The sequence below is a fragment of the Janthinobacterium sp. GW458P genome (assembly GCF_002127585.1).
Lineage (GTDB): Bacteria > Pseudomonadota > Gammaproteobacteria > Burkholderiales > Burkholderiaceae_D > Janthinobacterium.
The window spans coordinates 1-23,468 of record NZ_NEGZ01000004.1 but is presented as its reverse complement, the minus strand read 5'-3'; the positions used below and the strand labels follow the sequence as shown (position 1 = coordinate 23,468).

The window sequence follows — 23,468 nt, the reverse complement described above, 5'->3', positions numbered from 1 at the left end:
CAGGCGCGCGGCCCGGCCCGGAGCTGGCGCAAATAAAGGCCAGGCGGCCGCGCACAGCCATTCATTTCTGCTAAGATTGACCCGATTCGTTCGCATCGACCATTCAAGATCTGGAGAGCATATGATCAAAAAAACCCTGCTGCTTATCATTGTCGTCGTCGCCGCCATCCTCGGTTATGCCACCACCAAACCGGACACCTTCAGCGTGCAGCGCGAAATCACCATCAAGGCCCCGCCCGAGAAAATCGCCGGATTGATCACGGATTTCCACTACTGGGCCGCCTGGTCGCCGTGGGAAAAACTCGATCCCGCCATGCGCCGCACGTTCACGGGCCCGGCCAGCGGCCAGGGCGCGCAATATGCGTGGCAAGGCAATGACAAGGTGGGCGCGGGCCGCATGGAAATCACGGAAGCGACCCAGCCCGGACGCACCGTCATCAAGCTGGACTTCCTGAAACCGTTTGAAAGCCACAACACCACCACCTTCACCATGACACCCGAGGGCGACGGCACCAAGGTGAACTGGACCATGACAGGCCCCAGCCCCTACGTCAGCAAGGTCATGACGGTCTTCGTCAGCATGGACCGGATGATCGGCAAGGATTTTGAAAAAGGCCTGAACAATCTGAAGGCGGCGGCGGAACGCTAAGCCCGCCCACCGCCGCTGCACACGGGGCCCGCGCGGCCCTGTTTTCTTTAGGAAATGCTTTGATCCGTATCAAGCTACCTGGCAGCCTGCCGGCCGCCGCCCTGCTGGCCGCCGCCAGCCATGTCCACGCGGCAGATGCCGCCATGCCGCCGCCGCACTGTCCGCCCGTCGTGCTGCCCGCCACGGCCGCGCCGCAGCAAGGCACGGCGCGGCTGCGCCTGCTGTTGCGGGAAGATGGCAGCATCGCCGAAGCACATGTGGAGCGCAGCAGCGGCCACGCCGGGCTCGACGGGGCGGCGCGCGCGATGGCGCTGCGATGCCGCTTCCAGCCCTACCGCATCGATGGCAAGGCCAGCAAGGCATGGGTGGCGCTGCCCGTCAGCATGGAAACGGCGCGGCCGACGGCCGTGCTCGCCAATGGCGCCGCCGCCATCCGCGCGGCCACCGTGGACATGCGCCACTGCGCCCGTCCCGACTATCCGGCCGCCGCCCAGGCGCAGGGAGCGCAGGGCACGACGTATCTGGGCTTGTTGATCGGCACCGATGGCGTGGTGCAGGAATCGCGGCTCGAGCGCAGCAGCGGCCACCCGCAGCTGGACGAGGCGGCCCGCGCCGCCCTCAGCGCCTGCCGCTTCGCGCCCGCCATGCAGGACGGCGCGCCGCTGCAGCAATGGGCGCGCACCAGCTATGTCTGGCAACTGGACTCCTAGGCGCCGGCGCCCCTCAGAACTGCTCGATCCAGGCAGCCAGGTGGTCGGGCGTGAGCGCCGGTTCAGCCTGCACCAGCTTGCCCTGCAAGCCCTGCTCCACCTTGCTTAGCTGCAAAGACCAGCCGCGCCGCGCCAGCCACAGCAGGCTGGCCAGCCAGAAGCTGTGGATGGCCGAAACGGGCGCGGTGGTCGGCGTTTCCAGGAATTCCGTCAGCAGGCGTCCGTCGAGGAACAGCGCCGTGCCGCCCTGGTTTTGCAGCGCCGCGCCAAACACGGGCGCCAGCATGTCGACGGCCCGCTCCACGCCCGGTCCCGCGTGTTCGCGTTCGAGCGCGTCGAGCTGCAGGCGCACGGCGGCGCCGAAGGCCGTGCTGCGGAAGGCTTCCGAACTGACCAGGTCGGCATAATCCATCAGCAGCCAGTCAGGTTCGGGCGGCGTGACGCCGGCCGTCAGCGCCGCCGACAGATACGCTTCCACGGGCAGCTGCTGTTCCGGTCCGGCCAGGCTGGCGCACAGGGCATACAGGGCGCCGATGCGGTTGGCGACGGCTTGCCGCTGGCGCACCATCAGCTTTTCGCGCAGCAATTGCGCATGTTCATTGCGCAAGCGCGCCAGTTCCAGCGCCTGCTTGAGCTCCATGCGCAGGGCCGCGATATCCCACGGTTTCTGGATGTAGCGGTGGATCTGCCCCTGGTTGACGGCTTCCACCGTGTGCTCCAGCTCGGAATACGCGGTGGTGAGGATGCGCACGATGTGCGGGTGGCGGTCCCAGGCATAGGACAGCAGCTCGTTGCCGTAGGCGCCGGGCATGCGCTGGTCCGACACGAGCACGGCGATGCGGTCGGCCTGCTCGTCGAGGATGCGCTTGCCCTCCTCGACCGAGGTGGCCGTCAGCACGTCGGCCAGCGGCGCGATGGCGCGCTGGAAGTATTTGAGGGCGTTGGCCTCGTCATCGACGTAGAGTATCGTCGGCAAGCCTTGCGCCGGCTCACGCTGAGCCGGTAAACGCAGATTGGCGTCAATCATGCTCGTTCCTTATATGTACTGGAAAATTCAGGGTCACCGTGGTGGAACTGCCAAGCTCGGTGGCGATGTCGAGATTGCCGCCGAACGATTGCATCATGCGGTGGCAAAATACCATGCCCCAGCCCTTGCCGCCTTCGCTGCTGGCACTGACGGGGTCGATCAACAGCTGTTCGACAATCTCGGGGGCGATGCCGGCGCCATTGTCGCGCACCTTGATGTGGCCGGCGCCGATGCGGATGCTGATCTGCGGATGGGCTTGATCATTGACCGAGCGCAAGGCATTGCCCAGCACGGACGAGACGATCAGCGCCACGCAGTTGGGCGACTCGGCGATGGCAAAGTCTTCACCCGTCTCGACGCTGATGGCGGCGCGCTGGGCCGCGCTCAGGGGATAGCTGTCGAGCAAGGCGGCCAGCAGCTGGCGCGCGCTGCCGGCGCTGCGGCCGCCCTGCATGCCGGGTCCGGCGCTGGCCAGGCGCACCGTGTCGACAAAGCTGGCCAGCACGGACAGGCAATAGCGGGCATTGCCGTGCATCAGGGCGGCCGCCTCGCCGATCTCGGCCTGGGGCGCGCCGGCCGCCTGCGCGCGCCGTTCGATGCCGCGCGCGAAATTGGCGATGGCCGCCAGCGGCGTATTCAATTCATGCGCAAGAAAGGCCAGCGATTCTTCCATCGCCACCAGGCTCTGGCGCCGCGCGGCCCGCTCGCGCCCCGTCTGCACGGCCAGCTGCAGCGCCGTTTGCATGGCAGCCAGGTCGAGCGGTTTTTCCAGCAAACGGAACAAGGTGCCGCCGTTGATCAGTTCCAGCAGCACGTCCTTGTCCGCGTAGGCGGTGACGAGCATGCAGACGATATGCGGATAACGCTGCGCCACTTCCTGCAGCAATTCGCTGCCCAGGCGCTCCGGCATGCGGTAGTCGGTGACGAGCACGTCGACGTGGGCGGCCTCGTCTTCCAGCAGGGCCAGCGCCGCATCGACGCTCTGCGCCGTGCGCACGCGGTAGCGCGCGCCGACGGCACGCTCGAAATACTTGCAGGCGAGCGCTTCGTCGTCCACGTACAGCACGCAGGCGCGGCTATCGTTGTCCATGCTAGCGGCCCTCCCAATCGGAGCGCTGCAGGTCGAAATTCATGCTGGCCCACTCGCCCAGCTCGCTTTCGGCGGAGAGGGTGCCGCCGTGGCGCTCGATCACGCCATAGCTGATGCTCAGGCCCAGGCCCAGGCCCTGCCCCACTTCGCGCGTGGTGAAGAACGGTTCGAACACGCGCGCCAGGTTTTCCGGGGCGATGCCGGGACCGTTGTCGCGCACGCAGATGCGCAGCCGGTTGTCGTCCCAGCGGGCCGTGACGTGGATCTCGAACGGCGGCGCATTGCCCTTGCGCATGGACAGCACGGCATTGCCCAGCAAGTTGATCAGCACGCCCACGATGGCCGCCTCGTCGCCGCGCACCAGGGTGTCGACCGGCAAGTCGTGGCTGATGCTGACATTCTTCGTTTCGTGGCCGACGAGGCGGATGGCCGCCTCGAGCGCGCTGCGGAACTGGAAGTGCCCCGTTTCCAGCTGGTTGCCGCTCTTGCGGTAGGCAAAGGTTTTCAAGTCCGACACGATGTGCTGCACGCGCAGCATGCCCTGCTTGGCGTCGGCCAGGCATTCACTGACGAGGGCGCTCTGCTTGGCGGCCGGATCTTCGATGGCCACCTCGATGGCCATCATGCAGAAATTCACGGGATTATTCACTTCATGCAGCATGCCGGCGGCCAGGGTGCCGATGGCGGCCATTTTCTCCTGCTGCAGCATCTGCCCCTTGATATCGGCCAGACTTTTGTTGGTTTCTTCCAGCTGCGTGTTCTTTTGCGCCACTTCCGCCTTCAGCTGGAACAGCATGAAGCGGGCCCGCTCGTTGAAATAGGTAAAGACGGCGCTGATGCTGGCCGACATGATGAGGAACAGACAATTGACGACAAACGTGCCCGGCAAGTCGAAGCCGCCCGCATGCCAGGCGCAGGCGGCCACGTACAGCAGGCAGGAAATGGCGCCGAAGACCATGTTCTGCCACAGGCCGAAGGCCAGCACGATGCCCGACGAATAAATGGCCAGGGTCATGCCCACGTAATAGATCGAGGTGGCGCCTTCCGTGACGGCGATCATCCACGCGATCATGATCTGCGGCAGGATCAGCCACACGAAGGTCAGGCCCTGGATGCGGTCCTGCGCCCACTGCGTGCGCATGCCCAGCACGACGCAAAAGATCAGCGCGGACACGACGATGCGCGCGCTGGTGAAAGCCGACTGCATGTCCGGATACAGGGCCGAATCGAGGCCCATGCCCAGCAGGATCAGCACGATGCCCGTGTAGGCCCCGCCGCGGCTAAATTCCAGGCGGAAATCGCGCAAAACAGCCGTGTAACCGGCGTGCAGGCCTGGATTATCCATCATCAGGGTATGCTCACTTCCGCAAAAACATTCACGCCCGTGGCGTCGACATAGATTGTCGGTTCCGTCGCATGTTCGGGCAGCAGGGCCGACAAGCCCGCCTCATTGCGATAGATCAAATGCCACTCCAGCAAATGCTCCATGCCGAACTTGCCCGGATTGTCGGCATGCACATTCGTCACCAGCAGCCGCCCGCCCGGTCCCACGCGCGAAGCGAAGTGCAGCAGCAGGCGCGCGCACACCTTGTCGGACAGGTAGTCGAAGAGGCCGGCGCAATACACGGCGTCGAAACTGCCGGGCAAGCCCGTCGCGCCCGCGCCATGGCGGCGCTTGAGCAGGTTGTGCACGGAATCGTGCACGTAGTCGATCTCCACCACTCTTCCCGTGCGCTGCATGATGGTGGTCAGGCGCGCGCGCGTCCAGTCCAGCGTCTCGCTGCTGAAGTCGACCAGCTCGAAGGCCAGCCATTGCGCATCGGGGCACGTTTCCAGGAAACGCTGCACCTCGATGGCGGGGCCGCAGCCCACGTTGAGCACTTTATACACGCGCCCGGCAGCGCGCGCCGCGGCCGCCTTCTGCGACAGGAATTCCGTCAGGATATCGATGCGGTTGCGGTGCGCGGTGGCCACGGCCGCCTGCAGAAAGGCCGCGTTGACGATCTGGAAATACGTGCTCGGCCCCTGGCGCGGATCGTCCAGCAGCTGGTTGACCATCTGGTAGTCGCCCGCATAGCCGAGCGGCTTGGTAAACGTCCGGAAGACGAACGGCGCGCGCAGGATCAGCGGGTGCAGCGCCGCCTGGGCGAAGGCGCGGTGGGCCGGCGCCCGCTCTTCCTCGACCAGCGACGCCTCCACCTCGAGCTGGCGCAGGTACAGCTGGGTTTGCTCCATCAGCGGCAGGGCCAGCTCGTCGAAGACGTCGGGGCGCAGGCGGCCGTTTTCCTTCGGCAGGGAGTCGGACAAGTCGACCTGCTCGACCCAGCGCGACACTTCCGACAAAAAGGCGCGCATTTCATTGACGACGATCTGGTAATCGCGGCGGATGCGGAAACGCTCGCCCCAGCCGGCGACAAAGGCGCTCGACTCTTTCAACACGGCGCCCTTGACCACCACCACGTCGCTCAGTTCGCGCCATTCGTCGATCAGGGTGACGGAAACGATGGCCGTCAGGCCCGTATTGACGCTGCTGATGACGACGGCCTTGCCCACGTAGGCGTTTTTCGCCCCCATGCGCACCGTCAGCTCGTTGAGCACCTCGCTGACCTGCACAATCGAGTAGGGATTGTAGATTTCCATGACCAGCGAATTGCGCTGCAAGTTGAAAATCGTGCCGCGCACCGCCTCACCCTGGGTGTTGCGGAAACTGACGACTGGATCGATCTGCGATTGTGAATACACGATTGAGCATTATCAAGTTGCCCGGCTTCCGGCGCGCCATGCTGGGCGCGCCAGTTTCCGGGCGGGGTTAAGGCACGGCAAACCGGTTGTCTGCCGCCGGCCCGCCATCGCGATGGCGGTGTCGCGGCGTCGCGTGACGCCGTGCCGGAGCGCCTCGCAGCGCGTCTGTCCGCTCTCTGATCGAGTGTACTATGGATGTGGCAGAACGGGCAATTGTTCCCTCTGGAACCACCTGGCATGGCGCCTGCGCGCAACGCCCCCGTTCAACCAGAGACAAACAGGGCCAATGCGTGCCGCAGCAACTGCGGCGTCTGCCCCGTCCAGCGCTTGAACGAGCGGCGGAAGTTGGTGGCATCATGAAAGCCGAGATAGGCGGCCACGGCGTCGTTGTCGTAGCCATGGGCCTGGAACAGGTAGATGGCCTGGTGCGCGCGCACCTGGTCCAGCTCGGCCTGGAAATGCGTGCCATGGCGCGCCAGGTGGCGTTTCAGGGTGGCGGGACTGACGCCGAACGCCTGCGCCGTGCGTTCCAGCGTGGGCGCGCAGCGGATGTTCGCCAGCAGATAGTCGTACAGCGCGCCCAGCAGGCTGGCGGCGGGCACGGGCGCCAGGGCCGCCGCGCGCAGGGCCAGCGCCGCGGCCGTCGCGTTGCCGCGCGGCCAGGGCTTGTCGAGCCAGGCGGAATCGATGAGCATGGCGTCGACCTGGCAATCGAAGCGCAGCGCCAGGCCCAGGTGCACTTCGTGCTGCTCCACGTGGCGCGGACGGGCACGGTTGAAACAGAAGCGCCACGGCAGCGCTTCGCCGGCCAGCCAGCGGCACATGGCCGCCAGCGCCGTCATGTGCATTTCCACCAGAAACGGCAGCTGGCTCGGTGCGCCGAACGCATCTGTCCAGTACAAGACGTGCATGTCGCCCGCCACACGCAAGCGCGGTTGCAGCAGCGGACACAGCAAGGTATGGAAATCGCACAGGATGGCCAGGGCCTGGCGCAGGTTCTGCGCCTGCAGCAGGGCGTGGCTGACGGCGCCGTAATGGCCGGGCAGCATTTGCTGGCCCAGCATGAAGCTCGTGTCGGCACTGTCGAGGCCGCGCGCCACGTTGGCCAGCAGCTGCAGGTATTGCGCGGCGCTAACCTGGCTTTCCTCGGACGGCAGCGGGCCGTCGTCCAGGCCCGTGCCCTTGAGCAGCGGCGCCATGGCCAGGTCGCGGCTGCGCGCATAGTCGAGCACCAGCGCCGGCTGGTGCCGCGCCGCGATGCCGGGGTCGCCCGCCTGATTCAGCTGCATCAGGCAGGCGCGGTGGCGGGGCCGGGACTGGCGCCCGGGCGCGGCGTTTCCACGGCCCGGCTCAGTTCGGCCAACACCACTTCCGGCACGCCGTCGGTGAGCGAGCAGGCATGGCGCAGGCTCAGGCGGATTTCGCGGTTGTCGTTGGCGTGGTGGCGCATCTGCCCCACCATATAGCACAGGTGGCGCGCCCTGGCAGCCGCGTCCTCGCGGGCCACGCCCGGCATCAGCACGGCGAAGCGGTCGCCCGCGTAGCGGCACAGCAGATCGTCATTGCGCAAGTTCAACAGCAGCATGTGGCCCACGGCTTGCAGCACGCGGTCGCCTTCGCGGTGGCCGTATTCGCGGTTAATCAGGTGAAAGCTGTCGATGTCGAGCAAGACCAGCGCGCAATCGAGGCCGGGCCGGCGTTCCTGCTCCAGGCGCATCTGCGTGCGCAGATAGCTGGCGTCGGCCAGCTGGGTGATGCGGTCGAAGGCGCGGTGGTCGCGGAACAGGCGCTCGCGCTTTTGCAGGTGTTCGTTCAGGCGGAACTGTTCCTGGCGCCAGTAATACATGCCGATGGTCAGCACCAGCATGCCGAACGGAATCAAGGCTTCCAGCCAGTTATCCCACACGTCCTGCTTGTCGACGGCGAAGAATTCGTCGAGGCAATCGGCCCAGGAACCGAGCATGATGGCGCACAGGCCGCCGGCGATCAGGCTCGTCACCCTTCCCCCAGGACGACTGCTCAGGGTGAACAGGAACCACACGCCGGCCATGACGGCCGTGCCGCCTTCGCAGACGATGTCCATCCACTTCCAGATGGCAACTGGTTTCGGATGGCCGAGGGTGGCGTACAGCAAAAAAAACAGGGGCAGCGCCAGTGCGGCGGCAATCAGGCTGTTACGGTGCAATGGCAGCATGGGGAAAACCTTTAAAAGTGGTGCTGCCGCCACGATAGCGCCCGCCCATGACGGCACGATGACACGCCGCGCACCCGTGCGGCAGGTGCAAACGGCTCACCATTACGAGTTGCCGTCATGCAAATACGGCATGCCGCGCCCCGCGCGCCCGCAGCGGACAGGTCATTTCAGCTCACCCCGCTTCATTTCCGGCTGGAAAGCCTTCACGCGCCGTTGTTTTCAGGGCAGCAAGCCCTGGCCTGTCACGCAACCGTCATATTTGCTGCCTAGAATCCGCCCGGTTCCTTCCCCCTCACCGAGCCCTTCATGAAAACCATGCACACTTCCTACCCTTCCCCGCTGCGCCTGACGGCCGTGGCCCTGGCCGTCATGGCCGTCTTCGGCGGCGCCAGCCAGGCGCAAGCGCAGGATGCGGATGGCCAGCCCGGCGCCACCGTCGTCGTCAGCGGCCAGCGCGCCAGCCTGCGCAACGCCATCGCCGCACAGGAGAAAGCCGACAACATCATCAGCGTCATCAGCAGCGACGATATCGGCGGCTTGCCCGATAAAAACGCGGCCGAGGCGCTGGCCCGCCTGCCGGGCGTGTCCGTGCAGCGCGACCAGGGCGAAGGCCGCTACATCACGGTGCGCGGCCTGGGCCCGGACCTGAACGCGGTCACCATCAACGGCGCGCTGGTGCCGTCGCCGGAAGCGGGGCGCCGCGCCGTGGCGCTCGATATCCTGCCTGCCGGCCTGATCCGCACCCTGGAAGTCTCGAAAACCTTGCTGCCGGAAATGGACGCCAACTCGCTGGGCGCCACCGTCGAAGTCAAGTCGCTGTCCGCCTTCGACTTGCCAGGCAAGCTGCTGTCGGCCAACGTGGCCGCCAGCCATGATGAAAAGACGGGCAAGACCAGCCCCAGCGGCGGCGCCCTGTGGGCCCAGCGCTTTCTCGATGGCAAACTGGGCGTGGCCGCCGGCCTGAGCGCGGAAAAGCGCTCGTTCGGCTCCGATGACGTGGAAACAGGCGGCGCCTGGAGCAAGGGCAAATTGTCGGCTCTGGAATTGCGCGACTACCTGCCCGTGCGCAAGCGCGGCGCCCTGGCCGTCAACCTCGATTACCGCCCGGAGGCGGGCAACAGCTGGTTCTTGCGCTCTTTTGTGAGCGAATTTTCCGACGATGAAGTGCGCGACCGCTTGACCATCAGCAATATCGCGGGCGGCAGCCTGGCCGAAGACCAGACGGCCAGCGCGCGCGCCGAGCGCCGCATCCGCCAGCGCAAGTACACGCAGCAGGTGCGCTCGCTGGTGCTGGGCACGCAGCAGACATCGGGCGACTGGACCCTGGACGTGAAAGGCGGCCTGAGCCGCGCCACGGAAGACACGCCGGAGTCCTTGAACGACGGCCGCTTCCGCGGCCTCAGCAACTTTAACGGCATCAGCTTCCATGGCACCGAGCAACCATTGTTGAGCGGCCCCGCCTCGCTGTACGACCCGGCCGGCTATGCACTGAACGCCATCACCCTGCAAAAGCGCTATTCGAAGGACAATGAACGCCATGCGCGCATCGACCTGGCCCGCAAGTTCGACATCGCCACCCTGAAATTCGGCGCCAAGGTCAGCCGCCGCGAAAAAACCAATGACACGGATCAATGGGCGTATAACAGCAGCAAGGCTTCCAGCGGCAATTACTGGGGCGCCGGTTCCACCTCGATGAGCGCCTTCGTGCAGGGCCACCATCTCGACTACGACCTGGGCAACATCGGCGTGGCGCTGGACCCGGCCCTGATACGCGCCAGGGTCGCCGGACTGGACCGTGACAAGGCGCGCCTGGCCACCGAGTCCATCATCAACGATTACCGCATGCATGAAGACATCAACGCCATGTATGTGCAAAACAGCTACGACTTCGACGCCTGGCACATCCTGGGCGGCGTGCGCGCCGAACGCACCAGTTTCGAGGCGGCCGGCTCGCAGGTGGACAGCGCCGGGTTGGCCACGGCCTTGACGCGCGAACGTTCATACACCAATTGGCTGCCGAACCTGCAAGCCCGTTATGATGTGGATCAAAAAACCAGCGTGCGGGCCGCGTGGACGCAAGCCGTCGTGCGCGCCAACTTCAGCCAGCTGGCGCCCGGCATCAGCCTGGCCAGCACTACGGAAGCCGTGATCGGCAACCCGGACTTGAAACCCTTGAAAGCCAACAACCTGGACCTCGGTATCGAAAGAGTCCTGGGCAACGACGGCGTGATGTCGGCCTACGGCTTCTACAAGGACATCAAGAATTTTACGTACACGACCAACCTGGCCGGCACGGGCCAATGGACGGGCTACACGACGGCCACCTCGTATGCGAACGGCGACGCGGCCAAAGTGAAAGGCATCGAACTGGCCTACATGCAGCCGCTGCGCATGCTGCCGGCGCCGTTCAACAAGCTGCTCGTCGGCGTCAACGGCACCCTGAGCACCTCGAGCGCGCAGATCGGCCGCTATGACAAGGCCAGCAAGCAACAGATGAGCCGCGACATCCGTCTGCCGGGCCAGTCGAACCAGGTGATGAATGTGATGCTGGGCTATGAAACGGGGCCCGTCAGCGCCCGCCTGGCCCTCAACTACAAGTCGCCCTACCTGCTGGAAATGGGCAACGATATCCTCGACCCCAGCCAGGACCGTATCGTGGACAGCCAGAAGCAGCTCGATTTTTCGCTGTCGTACCAGATCAACAAGCAGTTCCAAGTGGTCCTTGAAGCGGCCAACCTGAACAACGAGAAATACTATGTCTACCAGGGCACGAAGCAATACAACGTGCAGAACGAACAATACGGCCGCACGTTCAAAGTGAGCCTGAAAGCGAGCGCCTTCTGATGATGATCAATAACATGAAAAAGACCGTACTCTGCAGCGCTGTGCTGGCCGCCTTCTGCCTGGGCGGCAGCGCGCAGGCCGCCCCTGCCCAAGCCGTCCCCACTTTCACGCAGGAGGCGGAAGAACTGGCGCGCCTGCCCGGCGGCGGCTGGCTGACCCTGGACAAGCACGGCCTGCGCCTGTTCGATCCTGCGGGCAAGGAGCTGGACCGCATCGCCGTGCGCGCCAAGCAGCTCGACACGCGCATTGACGGCAATCAAGTGCTGGCCGTGTTCCTGGAAGCGGACACGCAGCGCCCGCTGCCCGTCTCCGTGAACGTGCAAGCCGGCAAGCTGGTCAAATTGGCGCCGTTTCCCGTGCCCACGTTTTCCGTGGAAGCGTCGTGTTTGTACCGCGACGCCCAGCAGCTGGCCCATCTGTTCTTGATCGGCAAGGATGGACAGGCGGAACAGTGGGTGATGCAGGGCGAGCAGCGCAGCCTGGTACGCAAACTGGCCCTGCCCCCGCACGCCAAGCATTGCCGCGCCGACGATGGCGCGCAGCGCCTGCTGGTGAGCGAGTCCAACATGGGCGTGTGGGCGTATGAGGCCGATTCGGAAGGCATGGGCAAGCGCGAAGTGGTGGCGCTGCGCAAGCCATACGGCCAGCTGGACGGCGGCGCCGGCGCCCTGGCCGTGCTGCCCGGCGGCGTGGCCGTTCTCGACGGCAAGGCGGACAAGCTGCACCTGTTTGCCCACCAGGACGACCGGTGGACGGCGCAGCTGGCCCAAACGGTCGCCTTGAACGTGCGCAAGGGCGACAGCCAGCTGGCGCTGGACAAGGACGCATTGCTGCTGCGCGGCAAGAACAGCTGGCAGGCGCGGCCCTTGAAATGGGCCGGCAAGGCGGAAATGCAGCCTGCGGTGGCCATCATCGCGCCGCAAGCGCAGACGGAACCGATGGCGCGCCAGGGCGATGCGGCCGACGACCCGGCCATCTGGCTGTCCAGCAACCGGGCCGACTCGCGCATCCTCGGCACCAACAAGAAGCAGGGCTTGCTCGTCTACGACCTGCACGGTAAACAGACGCAGCTGCTGGAAGTGGGACGCCTGAACAACGTCGACGTGCGCCAGAACATCCAGTTGAGCGGCCGCAAGGTCGACCTGGCTGTGGCCACGCAGCGCGACGACAACAGCATGATGTTGTTCACGATCAATGCCAGTGGCGAGGTGGCGGAAGCGGGCCGCTTCGCGACTGGCCTGAAAAGCATCTACGGCATGTGCTTGTACCAGCCGGCCGGCGGCGGCGTGCAAGCGTTCATCAACGACAAGGACGGCACCTTCCAGCAGTACAGCATCGGCCTGGAAGACAACAAGTTCAGCGCGACTCTGTTGCGCAGCTTCAAGGTCGCCACGCAGCCGGAAGGCTGCGTTGCCGACGACGCCAACGCGCGCCTGTTCCTGGGCGAGGAAACACGCGGCGTGTGGACCACCTCGGCCGACGCCGCCAAGCCCGACGCCCTCGCCATGGTCTTGCCCGTCGGCCCGCACCTGGCGGCCGACGTGGAAGGCATGGCCATCTACCGCCAGCCGGGCGCCAAGCCCGGCACCGGCTACCTGGTCGTCTCCAGCCAGGGCGACAGCAGCTACGTCGTGCTCGACGCACAGGCGCCGTACAAGGTGCGCGGCCGCTTCAAGGTGGGATTCAACTTGCCCGCCGGCATAGACGGCACCTCGGAAACGGATGGCCTCGACGTCACGTCCGCCAACCTGGGCGGCGCGTATGCGCAAGGCATGCTGGTGATCCAGGACGGCTACAAGCGCTTGCCCGACGGGCCGCAGAACTTCAAGTATGTGGCGTGGGGCGATGTGGCGAAGGCCTTGAAGCTGGACTAGTGACACGGGGCCGGCCCGCACCGGCCGCCCCAGCGTTCTCCCGCCGCTGCACCCAGGACCGGCGCTACGCCGCGCGCCGCATATCGATGGCGAAGGGCAGGTCTTTGCCATCGAAACCCACCTTCCCGGTCACGGCCAGGCGCTGCGCCGATAGTTCCACCAGGCGCAGGTCCGCCACGTCGCGGTATTCCATCATGTAGAGACTGCATTCACAGTCCGTATTGCCGGCATCGACGGCCAGCCCGTGCAGGGGCGCGGTATCCGTGCCCGCCACGAGCAAGCCCTGCAAAAGGAATGTGGGCGGATACAGCGCCCACGACCAGGGCGCGTCCTCGTCTTCCGTCAGCCGCATGAACTCGTCGTCGTCGGCCTCGATCCTGATATTGATTTCCAGCATGCCGTCGGCGCGTGCCGACACGCTGATCCGGGATTTCGCGACATCCACTTCGAAATTGGTGTCGCCGATACTAAATACATGCATTCAACACTACTCCATCGTAACAAGTCAGGACACCGCGGCACGCACGGAAAGCGTTCCCGTCGCGCCCGGCTGGGTCAAGGACATGCACAGCACCCAGCTGTACCTGAGCCGCCCCTCGCGCAAAATGGCGTAAGACGAGGTCGCCATATCGCCCTGCCTGTCCTCGGCTTTCTGCATCACGGTGTAGCCGGTGCTTGCCGGAGGAAGCCACCGTTCAAACTCGCGCTTCAAATCGGCTGGAGCTATCTGTTTCACCACAACGGCGCAGGTTTGCGGCTGCGTGGCCACTACCGTAAAGCGGCCGCCTGTTTCCCTCGTGGACCAGGACTTGCCAGGCACATCATCCGGCAGTGCCCGCGCCTCTTTTGACGTCACCTCGACCAGCTTCACACGCCTGACTGCCGTTCCGATCTGCTGCACATCCCCTTGAGAAGGCACGCAAACGCCGAGAAACAACTGCATCGCCAATGTTTCAACGGTTTCAGGCTCTGCCGCGCGGACGCCGCAACTGGCACCCAAGGCGAGCGCCAGCATCGTGCATCCGACGAGTTTTTTCCCGTATTGCCCCTTAACTGCGTCTCTCATTTGTTCCCTCATTTGCGTCATCAAGCCGCACCGGCAAGCAGGCAGGCAAAGCGCTGTGCCAGCATGGTCCATCGTTCCCGGAGACCGGCCTCGGCGTTGAATGCCGAGGCCTTGCAATAGGCCAGCAACTCTTCGCAACGCGTCTTGCTGAGCGAAATATTCCCCGATTCCATACAGGCATCCATGCCGCAACATGCGCCGGCAAGGTACACGTCGAGATAAGCGACGCCACCGCGCTGCAGCAGCTCCTGCGCCAATTCAGCCACCACGCTCCTCACGCACCAGGCTTCCTTCGCCCACTGCGTCTCCGCGCGGTACAGGGCGGCAATCAGCGGCAAGGAGCATGCCTGCGTATTCTCTTCGAAATAATCGCCTATGACGGTGCGAAACGCCATGTTGGCATCGTCGAAATCGGCCCCATGCCTGCCATTCCAGGCAAAGGCAATTTTCGCTTCGGATGAGGGGGTATAGGATGCAACGTAATCCACTGCCAGTGCTGTCATAATCTCAATTCATGCCGATTCAGGCTCTGCCCATTCCCGTGGACTGCTTGCCAGCCAGCGGACATGCGCGGGCAATCCATCAATCGCCCTGCTGTTGCCAAAACGCCTTGCCACCCTTGATATAGATCAAGGCACTGGCAGAACCCTCTTTCGCCACCACGATTCCATCCGTTTTCAGCCTGAGGGATTTTTCATGATAGCTGTGCTGCAACGATCCCTTGTCTTCCACCTGCCACACTTCCAGCCAGGCGAAATCGTCACCGCCGCTGGACAAGGCATGTCCGGCACCGACGATGAGGGGCGCCGTCTTTTGCCTGAACAGGAAAACGATGCCCTCCTTCTTGCTGTCCTTGTTCCTGACGAGCACGGCCAGATCACCCTTGCCATCGCCGTCGAAATCGCCGCGCAGGACGAACGGGTTCATGCGGGCATTGACTTCGACGGGCTCGCGCCTGCCCAGGTTATCGAGCTGTTGCGTCGCCCAGACCGGCAATTGCGCCTGCGGCGGCAAGGCTTGCGCACCGGCCATGCCGGCGGCGCACACCAAGGCGACTGTCACTGCCATGCTTGTGCAATTCATCAGACGGCTCCATCAGGATGAGGAATCGGGGTAGCGCCCGGCGGGTCCGGGCGTGCAGCCAGAATAGCATTATCAGAAAATACTTGCACTATCTCAACAGTGCCCGCACCGCATCGCGACGTGGCGCGGGCGAATAAATTGCTGCCCGTTACAGATCTGCCAGCGACTGGCGGCCTGTGGCGTATTAAAATGGCGCCCCATGACCTCCCCCGCCTCGACCTCCCCCCTGCCCGACAGCGTGCTGCTCCCTTCCCTGGCCGTCCTGGGAGGGCAGATTTCCGTCAATCTGGGGGCGGCGATCGCGAAAAACCTGTTTCCCGTCATCGGCGTCGAGGGCATCACGGCGTACCGGGTGGGGTTTTCGGCGCTGATCCTGCTGGCCATCTTCCGCCCCTGGCGTTACCGGCTGACGCGCAAGGATGTGCTGAATCTGCTCGTCTACGGTTCCGTGCTGGGGCTGATGAATTTATTGATCTACCGGGCGTTTGCGCTCATACCGATCGGCATTGCGGTGGCCATCGAAGTGACGGGGCCGCTGGCCGTAGCCATGCTGTCGTCACGCCGGCCGCGCGATTTGCTGGCGGTGGCGTGCGCCGTGTTTGGCTTGTATCTGCTGCTGCCCCTGCAGGGCAGTCCGGGCAGCCTGGACCCTGTCGGCGTGGCGTATGCGCTGGGGGCGGCGCTGTGCTGGGCCTTGTACATCATCTTCGGCAAGCGCGCCTCGGCCTTGCAGGGCGGGCAAGCCGTGGCCTGGGGCATGACGGTGGCGGCCATGGTGACGGTGCCCGTCGGCGTTGCGTATTCGGGCACGGCCCTGCTGGCGCCATCGATTGCGCTGATGGGCCTGGCCATTGCCATGCTCTCCAGCGCCCTGCCGTATTCGCTGGAAATCTTTGCCCTGCGCCGCTTGCCGCGAGGCGTGTTCGGCATGTTCAGCAGCGCGGCGCCGGCCGTCAGCGCACTGGCGGCCATGGCCGTGCTGGGAGAGCTGCTGAGCCTGACCCAGTGGCTGGCCATCGCCTGCATCGTGTTTGCCTCGGCCATGGCGGCGCTGGGCGCACAGGGCGGCAAGCGCTAGCGGTGTCGAGCCAGTTCCGCTGTGCTGACTGCGCCACGCCCGCGCTTGGCCGCCTGGCATGGTTGCATCACATGGTTGCATCACTAACGGGCAGGTTTGGATGCCCGCCTGTAAAATGCGTCATTGCTTGCCATATCGCGCACTTCCGCCTCACCGATGACATCCACATATCTTTTTCGCCGGTTCTCCCCTCTTGCCGCGGCGGCCCTGCTGCTGGCGCCCGCCGCCATGGTAAATGCGGCCGCTCCCGCCGCCTTGAAAGGCAATGCCGAAGCGGGCAAGGCCGCGTTTCGCAAGTGCGCCTCCTGTCACCAGGTAGGGCCTGCGGCGCGCGGCGGCTTCGGCCCCAAGCTGACGGGGGTGATCGGCCGCAAGGCCGGCGCCACCACCGACTATAAATACTCGGCCGCCATGAAGAACGCGAATCTCGTCTGGACCGAACAAAACCTGGCCAGCTTCCTGCAAGCACCGAGCGACTTCATTCCTGGAAACAACATGCGCTTCTGGGGCATCGGCAATGCGCAGCAAGTGGCCGATCTGCTGGCCTACCTGCGCACGCAGTAATCGCATGAAATAAGCGGATGTAAGCAGCGATAAGCGAATGTAAGCAGCGCGCATGCATGCACGGGCACACGGCATCAAGTCCTGACGCCAGATCAAGCTCCCAGCGCCTGCAGCACGCCCTTGCGCTTCTTGTGCGCCGCCTCATAGTCGCGCAGGCGCCGTAACTGGGCGGCGGAAAGACCGCCCAGCTTGTCGCGGATCTGCGCAACCGTCAAATGCTGGTAGCCGGCAATGGGCAGGTCTGACGCTGGCGCATCCGAGCCTGGGCTGCTGGTATTTTTCCGCTCGGGCACCGCCCGCGTTTCCCCCGCCTGCGCCCTTTGCTTGTTCACGATGCGGGCGGCCACTTCATCCTCGCGGCCCCGATAGCGCCCTTCCTGCCTGAACTCTTTTTCCAGCTTCCTGAATTCGCGCTCGCGCTTGGGACTGGCACCGGCTGGCATGCGCCCTCCCACCTAAGGCTTGGCGGGCAGCTTGCGCACGCACAGATAGATGGAATACAGCGCCGCCAGCCCCACCAGCACGTACACGCCGCGCGACGCCGTCGTCATGGCGCCCAAGATGCGGGCCACGATGTCGATGTCGAACAGGCCCACGAGCGCCCAGTTCAAGCCGCCCACGATCAGCAGGATCATCGAGATCCAGTCGACCACATTCAGGCGCTTTGCCGTCATTTCCTCGTTTGCAGCACCGTCCGATCCTGCCTGGATATTCGCCATGTCAACCTCCTGTGGATAAGAAGAATGACCCGCCGCCGGGTCTGTACAAGAAACAGTGTAGGCGGGCCAACCGTGGGCGCCAGTCGGACGATGCCGGGTATGGAAGTAGGATAACTCTGTAATGCGGTGGGTGATTTTATCCGGCAACACCCCTTGCGCACGCGCGCCCATGCCGGCACGTCCTTGCCCGCTGTGGCCCAAGCTGTTGCTAAACAGGCAGTGACTAATTCCAATATGGAAATATTTATAGATTACTTAGTACCGCACTGCTACACTCATTTCACCCCAGCAACTTCAGGGGCAAGCGCCGCGCCCCGCCGCCGCATGGGGCACGGCCACCATGGGACAACAGCTGAGGGGACATGAATATTTCAAACATACGCATCGGTGTACGGCTGACGACAGGCTTTTTGCTCGCTTCGCTTTTGCTGGCTGTGGTCGTCGGCATCAGCACCTGGCAATTGTCGGCGGTCAGCGGCGAAATCGACAGCAGCGTGAACCAGCGCTACGCGCGCATCGCGCAATTGCAGGCCACGCGCAACAGTACGCTGGCGCCGTCCGCCCTAAGCGACCTCGACCAGCAGATCGCCGCGCAGTCGGCCCTGATGCGCGCGGCGGCCGGGACGGCCATGGCGCGCGCGCGCGATACGAGCATGCTGATCATCGCGCTGGGCCTCGTCGGCGGCGTGCTGAGCCTGGCGACGGCCTGGTTCATCAGCAGCGGCATCGTGCGGCCCTTGCGGCATGCCGTCAAGGTGGCGCGCAAGGTGGCCGGAGGCGACTTGAGCGAGCATATCCGCGTCGATTCCGGCGATGAAGTGGGGCAATTGCTGCAGGCGCTGAAGGACATGAACACGAGTTTGATCAATATCGTCGGCGAGGTGCGCGGCGGCACGCACGAGATCGCGGGCGCCTCGGGCGAGATCGCCGCCGGCAACCTGGACCTGTCGCAGCGCACGCAGGCGCAAGCGAGTTCGCTGGAACGCACGGCCGCCTCGATGGAAACGCTGACGGGCACCGTCAAGCAAAATGCGGACCACGCGCGGCAAGCCAACCAGCTGGCGCAATCGGCCGCCGACGTGGCCGGCAAAGGGGGTACAGTGGTGGCAGAAGTCATCGATACCATGAGCGCGATCAATGCGTCGTCGAAAAAGATCGTTGACATCATCGGCGTCATCGACGCCATCGCCTTCCAGACAAATATCCTCGCCCTGAACGCGGCCGTGGAAGCGGCGCGGGCCGGGGAACAGGGGCGCGGCTTTGCCGTCGTGGCCGCGGAAGTGCGCACCCTGGCGCAGCGCTCGGCCGGGGCGGCGCGGGAAATCAAGCAGCTGATCGGCGACTCCGTCGAGCGGGTCGACGCGGGCGCGCGCCTGGTCGACACGGCCGGCGCCACCATGCGCGACATCGTGGCCAGCGTGCACCGGGTAACAAATATCATGGGCGAAATCAGCGTGGCCAGCGGCGAGCAATTGTCGGGCATCGAACAAGTCAATGCCGCCATCGTGCAGATGGAGCAGGTGACGCAGCAAAACGCGGCCCTGGTGGAACAGGCGTCGACGGCGGCGGCCAGCATGCAGCAACGCGCCACCTTGCTGTCGGGCACGGTGGGCATCTTCAAGCTGAGCCGTGATCAGCTTCCCGCCCAAGTGGCGCACGGCATCAGCCTGGTGGCCGTGCAGGCTACCCGGGAGGTTACCGCGCCGGCAAACCGGCCTGCCGCAAGCGTTAGAGCGCGGCGGAAAGCCTGAGTTCCCCCGCCACGGCGGCTCAGTCGGGACTACGCTACAGCCGCTTGTACATGATGGTGGTGGCGTCCAGCCGGTCGCCGGCCGGCGCCAGCGCATAGCCGGGGATGCTGCCCGCCGCCACGTAGCCGAGCGACAGATACAGCGCTTGCGCATGGTCATCGCTGCGCGTGTCCAGGGTCAGCAGGCTGCGCGGCAACAGGCGCGCCTGGTCTTCCAGCACCCGCATCAGCTGGCGCGCGATGCCGTGGCGGCGGTAAGCGGGCGCGACGAGCAGCTTGCGCACTTCGGCCCGGTGCGCCTGGTTGGGGTTGGTATCCCAGTCCAGCTGCACGGCGCCCGCCAGCACCCCTTCCACTTCGGCCACCAGCAGCAGGCGCACGCCGCGCGCCACGGCCGGCAAGACGTTGTCGGTCCAGAATGCCCGGCTGGCCGCCGCGTCAAAGGGCAAGATGAAACCGATGCTGGCGCCGTCGTGCACGCAGGCCTGCAGCAAGGCGCCCAGCTCCGGCAGGCGCTCACGAATATCGGCGGAAGTAAACAGACGCAGCAAGGGTGGCATGGCGGCCTCAGACGAGAAAGAGAACATAGCGGGCGCCGCTGTCCGGCGGCGTGACAAAAGCGCTGGGGCCGTGCAGCTGGTAGCGCAGGCAGTCGCCTGCCAGCAAGTCGTGGGATTTGCCATCGACCGTCACGTTGAGCTTGCCTTCCTGCAGCAGCAGATGGTGTTCCATGCCGGGCCGGGGCGAGGCGGCATACGATATCGTCAAGCCGGCGCCGAGCGTGCATTCGAGCGCTTCGCCGGCCAGGTCGCGCGACGGCGGCGAGACGCAGCGGCGAATAAAACCGGTGTCCGGGTCCGTCCACACGCTTTGCTGTGCCCGCCGCAGCAGGGGCGGGAAATCGTCCTCGACCATGCGCAGCAGGCGCGACATGGCCAGGCCATAGGCCGTACACAGCTTGCCCAGCACGGCTGTCGTCGGGCTGACGTCGCCGTTTTCCAGGCGCGACAGGGTGGCGCGGCTGACCTGGCTCACGTTCGCCAGCTGGTCCAGCGACCAGCCCCGCTCCACGCGCAACTGTTTCAGGCGCGCCGCCAGCCGCTGTTCGGCGTTGTCTTCGTTCGCAATATGATTTTCCATATATGGGAATTTATTCCATATATGGAACACAGTCAAGCCGCGTGCGCCCGCTAGCCGCCCATGCGCGAGGCGTGGCGGCACAGCTCCAGGAAGCCGGCCAGGCGCGGCGAGAGGATTTTTTTCGATTGCCGGATCAGATAAAAATTGCGCTCCAGGGGCGGCAGCATGGTGTCCAGCTCCACCAGTTGCCCGCTGGCCAGCAAATCGGCCACGACGACGCGCGACAGGCAGGCGATGCCCAGGCCGGCCGCCGCGCCGTACTTGATGGCTTCCGAATTGCTGAACTCGCCCGCGGGGCGCAGATAGTGCAGGTAGGGCACCAGCGCCTGCTCCACGGCTTCGCGCGTGCCCGAACCCGCCTCGCGCAGCAGCCAGCCCGCCTGGTTCAGCTCGGCAAAGCTGAGCAGGTGGCGCAGCTGCGCCAGCGGGTGCGCGGGCGCGGCCACGATCAGCATCTGGTCCGTCAGCCAGGGTTCCACCAGCAAGCCAGGTTCATGGCACGGCCCTTCGATCAGGCCGATGTCGACGCGAAATGCCGCCACGGCGGCCGCAATGTCGGCCGTGTTGGCGATCGTCACCTGCGGAATGCTGCGCCCGTACTGCTGCGCCGCCTGCGCCAGGATCTGCGGCAATAAATAAATGCCGATGGTCGTGCTGGCGCCGATCTGCAGGCTGACGGGCACGGACGGGTCGGCGCCCGCGAACTGGCGCTCGATGCTGGCGGCCCCGTCGCGCATCTGCCGCGCCTGCGGCAACAGCAGGCGGCCATTGTCGTTGAGCACCAGCCGCTTGCCGACGCGGTCGAACAGCTGCGCGCCCAGCAGGGTTTCCAGTTCGTTCAGGGACGCGCTGGTGGCCGATTGCGACAGCGCAATCTGTTCGGCGGCCGCGCTGGTGCTGCCCGTGTCGGCCACGGCGAGGAAAATCTGCAGTTGCCGCAAGGACAAGGCCATGGTGCTGCGCTCCTTCTTTACCTATTTTTCAGGTTAAACATACAAAAACAATCCGTTTTACCATTTAATAGCCTCACTGTACAGTCATGCCATACGCATAAAAACATGGAGTACGGCATGTCTTCCCTATCGACGACCACGAATACCACGAGTTTTTCCGACCGCTACGGCCGCCTCCTGCCCGGCCTGCTGCTGAGCGGCATCATCGCCTGGGGCGCCATTGCGCTGGGCAAGCTGGCATGGATGCAAAGCCACGGCATGAGCGCGCTGACCCTGGCCATCATGCTGGGCATCGTGCTCGGCAACAGCGTCTACGCGCGCCTGGCGCCCACCTGCGGCGCGGGCGTGGCTTTTTCCAAGCAGACGTTATTGCGACTGGGCATCATCCTGTATGGCTTCCGTTTGACCTTCCAGGATATCGGCCAGGTAGGCCTGGCCGGCATCGCCATCGACGCGCTGGTGCTGGCGTCCACGTTCGGCCTGGCCATGTTCCTCGGCACCAGGGTGTTCAAGCTGGAGCGCAACAGCGCCATCCTGATCGGCGCCGGCAGCTCGATCTGCGGCGCGGCGGCCGTGATGGCGACGGAACCCGTCGTCAAAGGCCGCAGCGAGGACGTCACCGTGGCCGTCTCGACCGTCGTGGTGTTCGGCACCATCGCCATCTTCCTGTATCCCTTGCTGTACCGGTGGAACCTGGACTGGCATGTGCTGGGCGCCACGCCCACGGCGTTCGGCGTGTACATCGGTTCTACCGTGCATGAAGTGGCGCAGGTGGTGGCGGCCGGCAAGTCGATCGGCCAGGAAGCGGCGAACGCGGCCGTGATCACCAAGATGGTGCGCGTGATGATGCTGGCACCGTTCCTCGTCATCCTGTCGGCCGTGCTGGCGCGCGGCAAGAGCAAGGCGGGCGGCAACGGCAAGGCGGCCAAACTGGCCATCCCCTGGTTTGCCTTCATTTTTATTGCCGTGGTGGCGTTCAACTCGCTGGGCTGGCTGGCCAGCCCCGTCGTGGCCGCCGTCAACGACATCGACACGGCCCTGCTGGCCATGGCCATGGCGGCCCTGGGACTGACGACGCATATGTCGGCCATCCGCCGCGCCGGCATCAAGCCCCTGCTGCTGGCCGGCCTGCTGTTCTGCTGGCTGATCGCCGGCGGCGCCGCCATCAACCATGTGGTGGCCAGCCTGTTCGCATGAACACGATGAACCGCTTGATCTGGCACAAGCCCGGGCAAATACTGCTTGCAAGCACACAATGAACCGCTACAATAAAACAACCACGGTTCATCAACGGGTCACCATGAGGACATCGGCGACAGACTATGCAGAATCGGGCGCGGAGCACGGCGCCTTGCGCAGCGGCGCCGCCGCCCGGCTGGCCGGCGTGCCGGTGGAAACCCTGCGCGTCTGGGAACGCCGCTACGGCATTGCCGCCACGCAGCGCTCGGCCAGCGGCCAGCGCCTGTATTCCGCCAGCCAGGTACGCCGGCTGGGGCTGATCAAGCAACTGGTCGACCTGGGCCACAACGTGGGCATGCTGGCCCACTTGCCGCAAGACAGCCTGCAACAGCTGCTGGCGCCGCCCGACGCCGTTTCCGCGCCCCTCCTGCCGCGCCCGCTGCGCCTGGCCCTCGTCGGCACGACCTTGCCGATGCGCATGTCCAGCGACTTGCGCGGCACGGCCAGCATGCCCGCCTGCGACGTGGTGCGCGTCTGCGACAGCCTGGCCGAGGCGCCGCAAGCCTTGCTGGGCGCGCGCGCCGACATCATCATGCTGGAAATTGCCGAACTGGGCGACGACGCCCTGCCGCCGATCCGCGCGGCCAGCGTGGCGGGCGCCGCGCGCGCCATTGTCGTGCTGTATCACTTCGGCGCCAGCGCCACCATCGCCCGCCTGCGCGCCGAGAATTGCCTGCTGGCGCGCGAACCGGCCGCACCGGCCGACATCCTGCGCATGTGCGCCGGCGCGCTGGCCGGCGCCAGCC

The 23,468-nt window shown here is 65.2% G+C and carries 24 protein-coding genes; 9 read left to right on the top strand and 15 right to left on the bottom strand.

The annotated features are described in order from the left end of the window. Positions 1–121: 121 nt before the first annotated feature. Positions 122–649 (top strand): SRPBCC family protein, encoded by a 528-nt coding sequence (locus CBW50_RS04785; protein ID WP_086144464.1) that lies wholly within the window; start codon positions 122–124, stop codon positions 647–649. A gap of 59 nt (positions 650–708) precedes the next feature. After that, positions 709–1,359: an energy transducer TonB gene (locus CBW50_RS04780; protein WP_086144463.1), complete on the top strand. Its 651-nt coding sequence runs from the start codon at positions 709–711 to the stop codon at positions 1,357–1,359. Between the two features lie 13 nt (positions 1,360–1,372). On the opposite strand, the gene CBW50_RS04775 is transcribed toward CBW50_RS04780, so the two are convergent. The 6 genes from CBW50_RS04775 to CBW50_RS04750 all read right to left on the bottom strand — a co-directional run bounded on the left by CBW50_RS04775 (position 1,373) and on the right by CBW50_RS04750 (position 8,412). Beyond that, complete coding sequence (locus tag CBW50_RS04775) at positions 1,373–2,386, bottom strand: response regulator (RefSeq protein WP_086144462.1); 1,014 nt, start codon at positions 2,384–2,386, stop codon at positions 1,373–1,375. After that, positions 2,379–3,476 (bottom strand): hybrid sensor histidine kinase/response regulator, encoded by a 1,098-nt coding sequence (locus CBW50_RS04770; RefSeq protein ID WP_086144461.1) that lies wholly within the window; start codon positions 3,474–3,476, stop codon positions 2,379–2,381. The genes CBW50_RS04775 and CBW50_RS04770 overlap by 8 nt, the downstream gene beginning before the upstream one ends. A gap of 1 nt (position 3,477) precedes the next feature. Next, a complete protein-coding gene (locus CBW50_RS04765; protein ID WP_086144609.1) occupies positions 3,478–4,821 on the bottom strand; it encodes a sensor histidine kinase in 1,344 nt (447 codons plus the stop codon). A gap of 2 nt (positions 4,822–4,823) precedes the next feature. After that, positions 4,824–6,218 (bottom strand): class I SAM-dependent methyltransferase, encoded by a 1,395-nt coding sequence (locus tag CBW50_RS04760; protein WP_086144460.1) that lies wholly within the window; start codon positions 6,216–6,218, stop codon positions 4,824–4,826. Between the two features lie 263 nt (positions 6,219–6,481). After that, complete coding sequence (locus CBW50_RS04755) at positions 6,482–7,507, bottom strand: AraC family transcriptional regulator (RefSeq protein ID WP_086144459.1); 1,026 nt, start codon at positions 7,505–7,507, stop codon at positions 6,482–6,484. Then, positions 7,507–8,412, bottom strand: a complete 906-nt coding sequence (locus CBW50_RS04750) for a GGDEF domain-containing protein (protein WP_086144458.1) — start codon at positions 8,410–8,412, stop codon at positions 7,507–7,509. Before CBW50_RS04750 ends, CBW50_RS04755 begins: the two co-directional genes overlap by 1 nt. A 315-nt stretch (positions 8,413–8,727) precedes the next feature. On the opposite strand from CBW50_RS04750, the gene CBW50_RS04745 reads away from it, so the two are divergent. Continuing rightward, positions 8,728–11,256, top strand: a complete 2,529-nt coding sequence (locus tag CBW50_RS04745; RefSeq protein WP_253251902.1) for a TonB-dependent receptor — start codon at positions 8,728–8,730, stop codon at positions 11,254–11,256. A gap of 14 nt (positions 11,257–11,270) precedes the next feature. After that, positions 11,271–13,130, top strand: coding sequence for a phytase (locus tag CBW50_RS04740; RefSeq protein WP_086144608.1), 1,860 nt, complete (start codon positions 11,271–11,273; stop codon positions 13,128–13,130). Positions 13,131–13,194: 64 nt separating this feature from the next. Here CBW50_RS04740 and CBW50_RS04735 read toward each other — a convergent pair whose 3' ends face one another. From CBW50_RS04735 to CBW50_RS04720, 4 genes are all read right to left on the bottom strand, one after another. Beyond that, on the bottom strand, positions 13,195–13,611 hold the full coding sequence (locus CBW50_RS04735; RefSeq protein WP_086144456.1) for a hypothetical protein: 417 nt from the start codon (positions 13,609–13,611) through the stop codon (positions 13,195–13,197). Positions 13,612–13,635: 24 nt separating this feature from the next. After that, positions 13,636–14,196 (bottom strand): hypothetical protein, encoded by a 561-nt coding sequence (locus CBW50_RS04730; protein ID WP_086144455.1) that lies wholly within the window; start codon positions 14,194–14,196, stop codon positions 13,636–13,638. 20 nt (positions 14,197–14,216) lie between these two features. Next, positions 14,217–14,699: a hypothetical protein gene (locus tag CBW50_RS04725; protein WP_086144454.1), complete on the bottom strand. Its 483-nt coding sequence runs from the start codon at positions 14,697–14,699 to the stop codon at positions 14,217–14,219. A 79-nt stretch (positions 14,700–14,778) separates the two neighbouring features. Next, complete coding sequence (locus CBW50_RS04720) at positions 14,779–15,264, bottom strand: hypothetical protein (protein WP_086144453.1); 486 nt, start codon at positions 15,262–15,264, stop codon at positions 14,779–14,781. Positions 15,265–15,478: 214 nt separating this feature from the next. On the opposite strand from CBW50_RS04720, the gene CBW50_RS04715 reads away from it, so the two are divergent. Both CBW50_RS04715 and CBW50_RS04710 read left to right on the top strand, forming a co-directional pair. After that, entirely contained in the window at positions 15,479–16,357 is an 879-nt protein-coding gene (locus tag CBW50_RS04715; protein ID WP_172404676.1) for an EamA family transporter, read from the top strand. A gap of 156 nt (positions 16,358–16,513) precedes the next feature. Next, positions 16,514–16,921 (top strand): cytochrome c family protein, encoded by a 408-nt coding sequence (locus CBW50_RS04710; RefSeq protein ID WP_086144452.1) that lies wholly within the window; start codon positions 16,514–16,516, stop codon positions 16,919–16,921. A 92-nt stretch (positions 16,922–17,013) separates the two neighbouring features. Here CBW50_RS04710 and CBW50_RS04705 read toward each other — a convergent pair whose 3' ends face one another. Beyond that, positions 17,014–17,364 (bottom strand): hypothetical protein, encoded by a 351-nt coding sequence (locus CBW50_RS04705; protein WP_086144451.1) that lies wholly within the window; start codon positions 17,362–17,364, stop codon positions 17,014–17,016. Between the two features lie 12 nt (positions 17,365–17,376). After that, entirely contained in the window at positions 17,377–17,640 is a 264-nt protein-coding gene (locus tag CBW50_RS04700; RefSeq protein ID WP_212592353.1) for a DUF378 domain-containing protein, read from the bottom strand. A 362-nt stretch (positions 17,641–18,002) separates the two neighbouring features. Here CBW50_RS04700 and CBW50_RS04695 point away from each other — a divergent pair, with 362 nt between their 5' ends. Continuing rightward, entirely contained in the window at positions 18,003–19,391 is a 1,389-nt protein-coding gene (locus CBW50_RS04695) for a methyl-accepting chemotaxis protein (RefSeq protein WP_086144450.1), read from the top strand. 34 nt (positions 19,392–19,425) lie between these two features. Here the strand turns inward: CBW50_RS04695 and CBW50_RS04690 are convergent, their stop codons facing one another. From CBW50_RS04690 to CBW50_RS04680, 3 genes are read right to left on the bottom strand one after another with little or no spacing between them, the layout of a single operon-like run. Next, complete coding sequence (locus tag CBW50_RS04690) at positions 19,426–19,950, bottom strand: GNAT family N-acetyltransferase (protein ID WP_086144449.1); 525 nt, start codon at positions 19,948–19,950, stop codon at positions 19,426–19,428. Positions 19,951–19,957: 7 nt separating this feature from the next. Next, the gene (locus tag CBW50_RS04685) at positions 19,958–20,530 is read right to left on the bottom strand and encodes a helix-turn-helix transcriptional regulator (protein WP_086144448.1); all 573 of its coding nucleotides are present in this window, start codon (positions 20,528–20,530) and stop codon (positions 19,958–19,960) included. A 50-nt stretch (positions 20,531–20,580) separates the two neighbouring features. Then, positions 20,581–21,483 (bottom strand): LysR family transcriptional regulator, encoded by a 903-nt coding sequence (locus tag CBW50_RS04680; RefSeq protein ID WP_086144447.1) that lies wholly within the window; start codon positions 21,481–21,483, stop codon positions 20,581–20,583. A gap of 117 nt (positions 21,484–21,600) precedes the next feature. On the opposite strand from CBW50_RS04680, the gene CBW50_RS04675 reads away from it, so the two are divergent. Continuing rightward, positions 21,601–22,680, top strand: a complete 1,080-nt coding sequence (locus tag CBW50_RS04675) for a YeiH family protein (RefSeq protein WP_226935680.1) — start codon at positions 21,601–21,603, stop codon at positions 22,678–22,680. 103 nt (positions 22,681–22,783) lie between these two features. After that, a partial coding sequence (locus CBW50_RS04670; RefSeq protein WP_172404675.1) for a MerR family transcriptional regulator occupies positions 22,784–23,468 on the top strand: 685 nt, incomplete at its 3' end.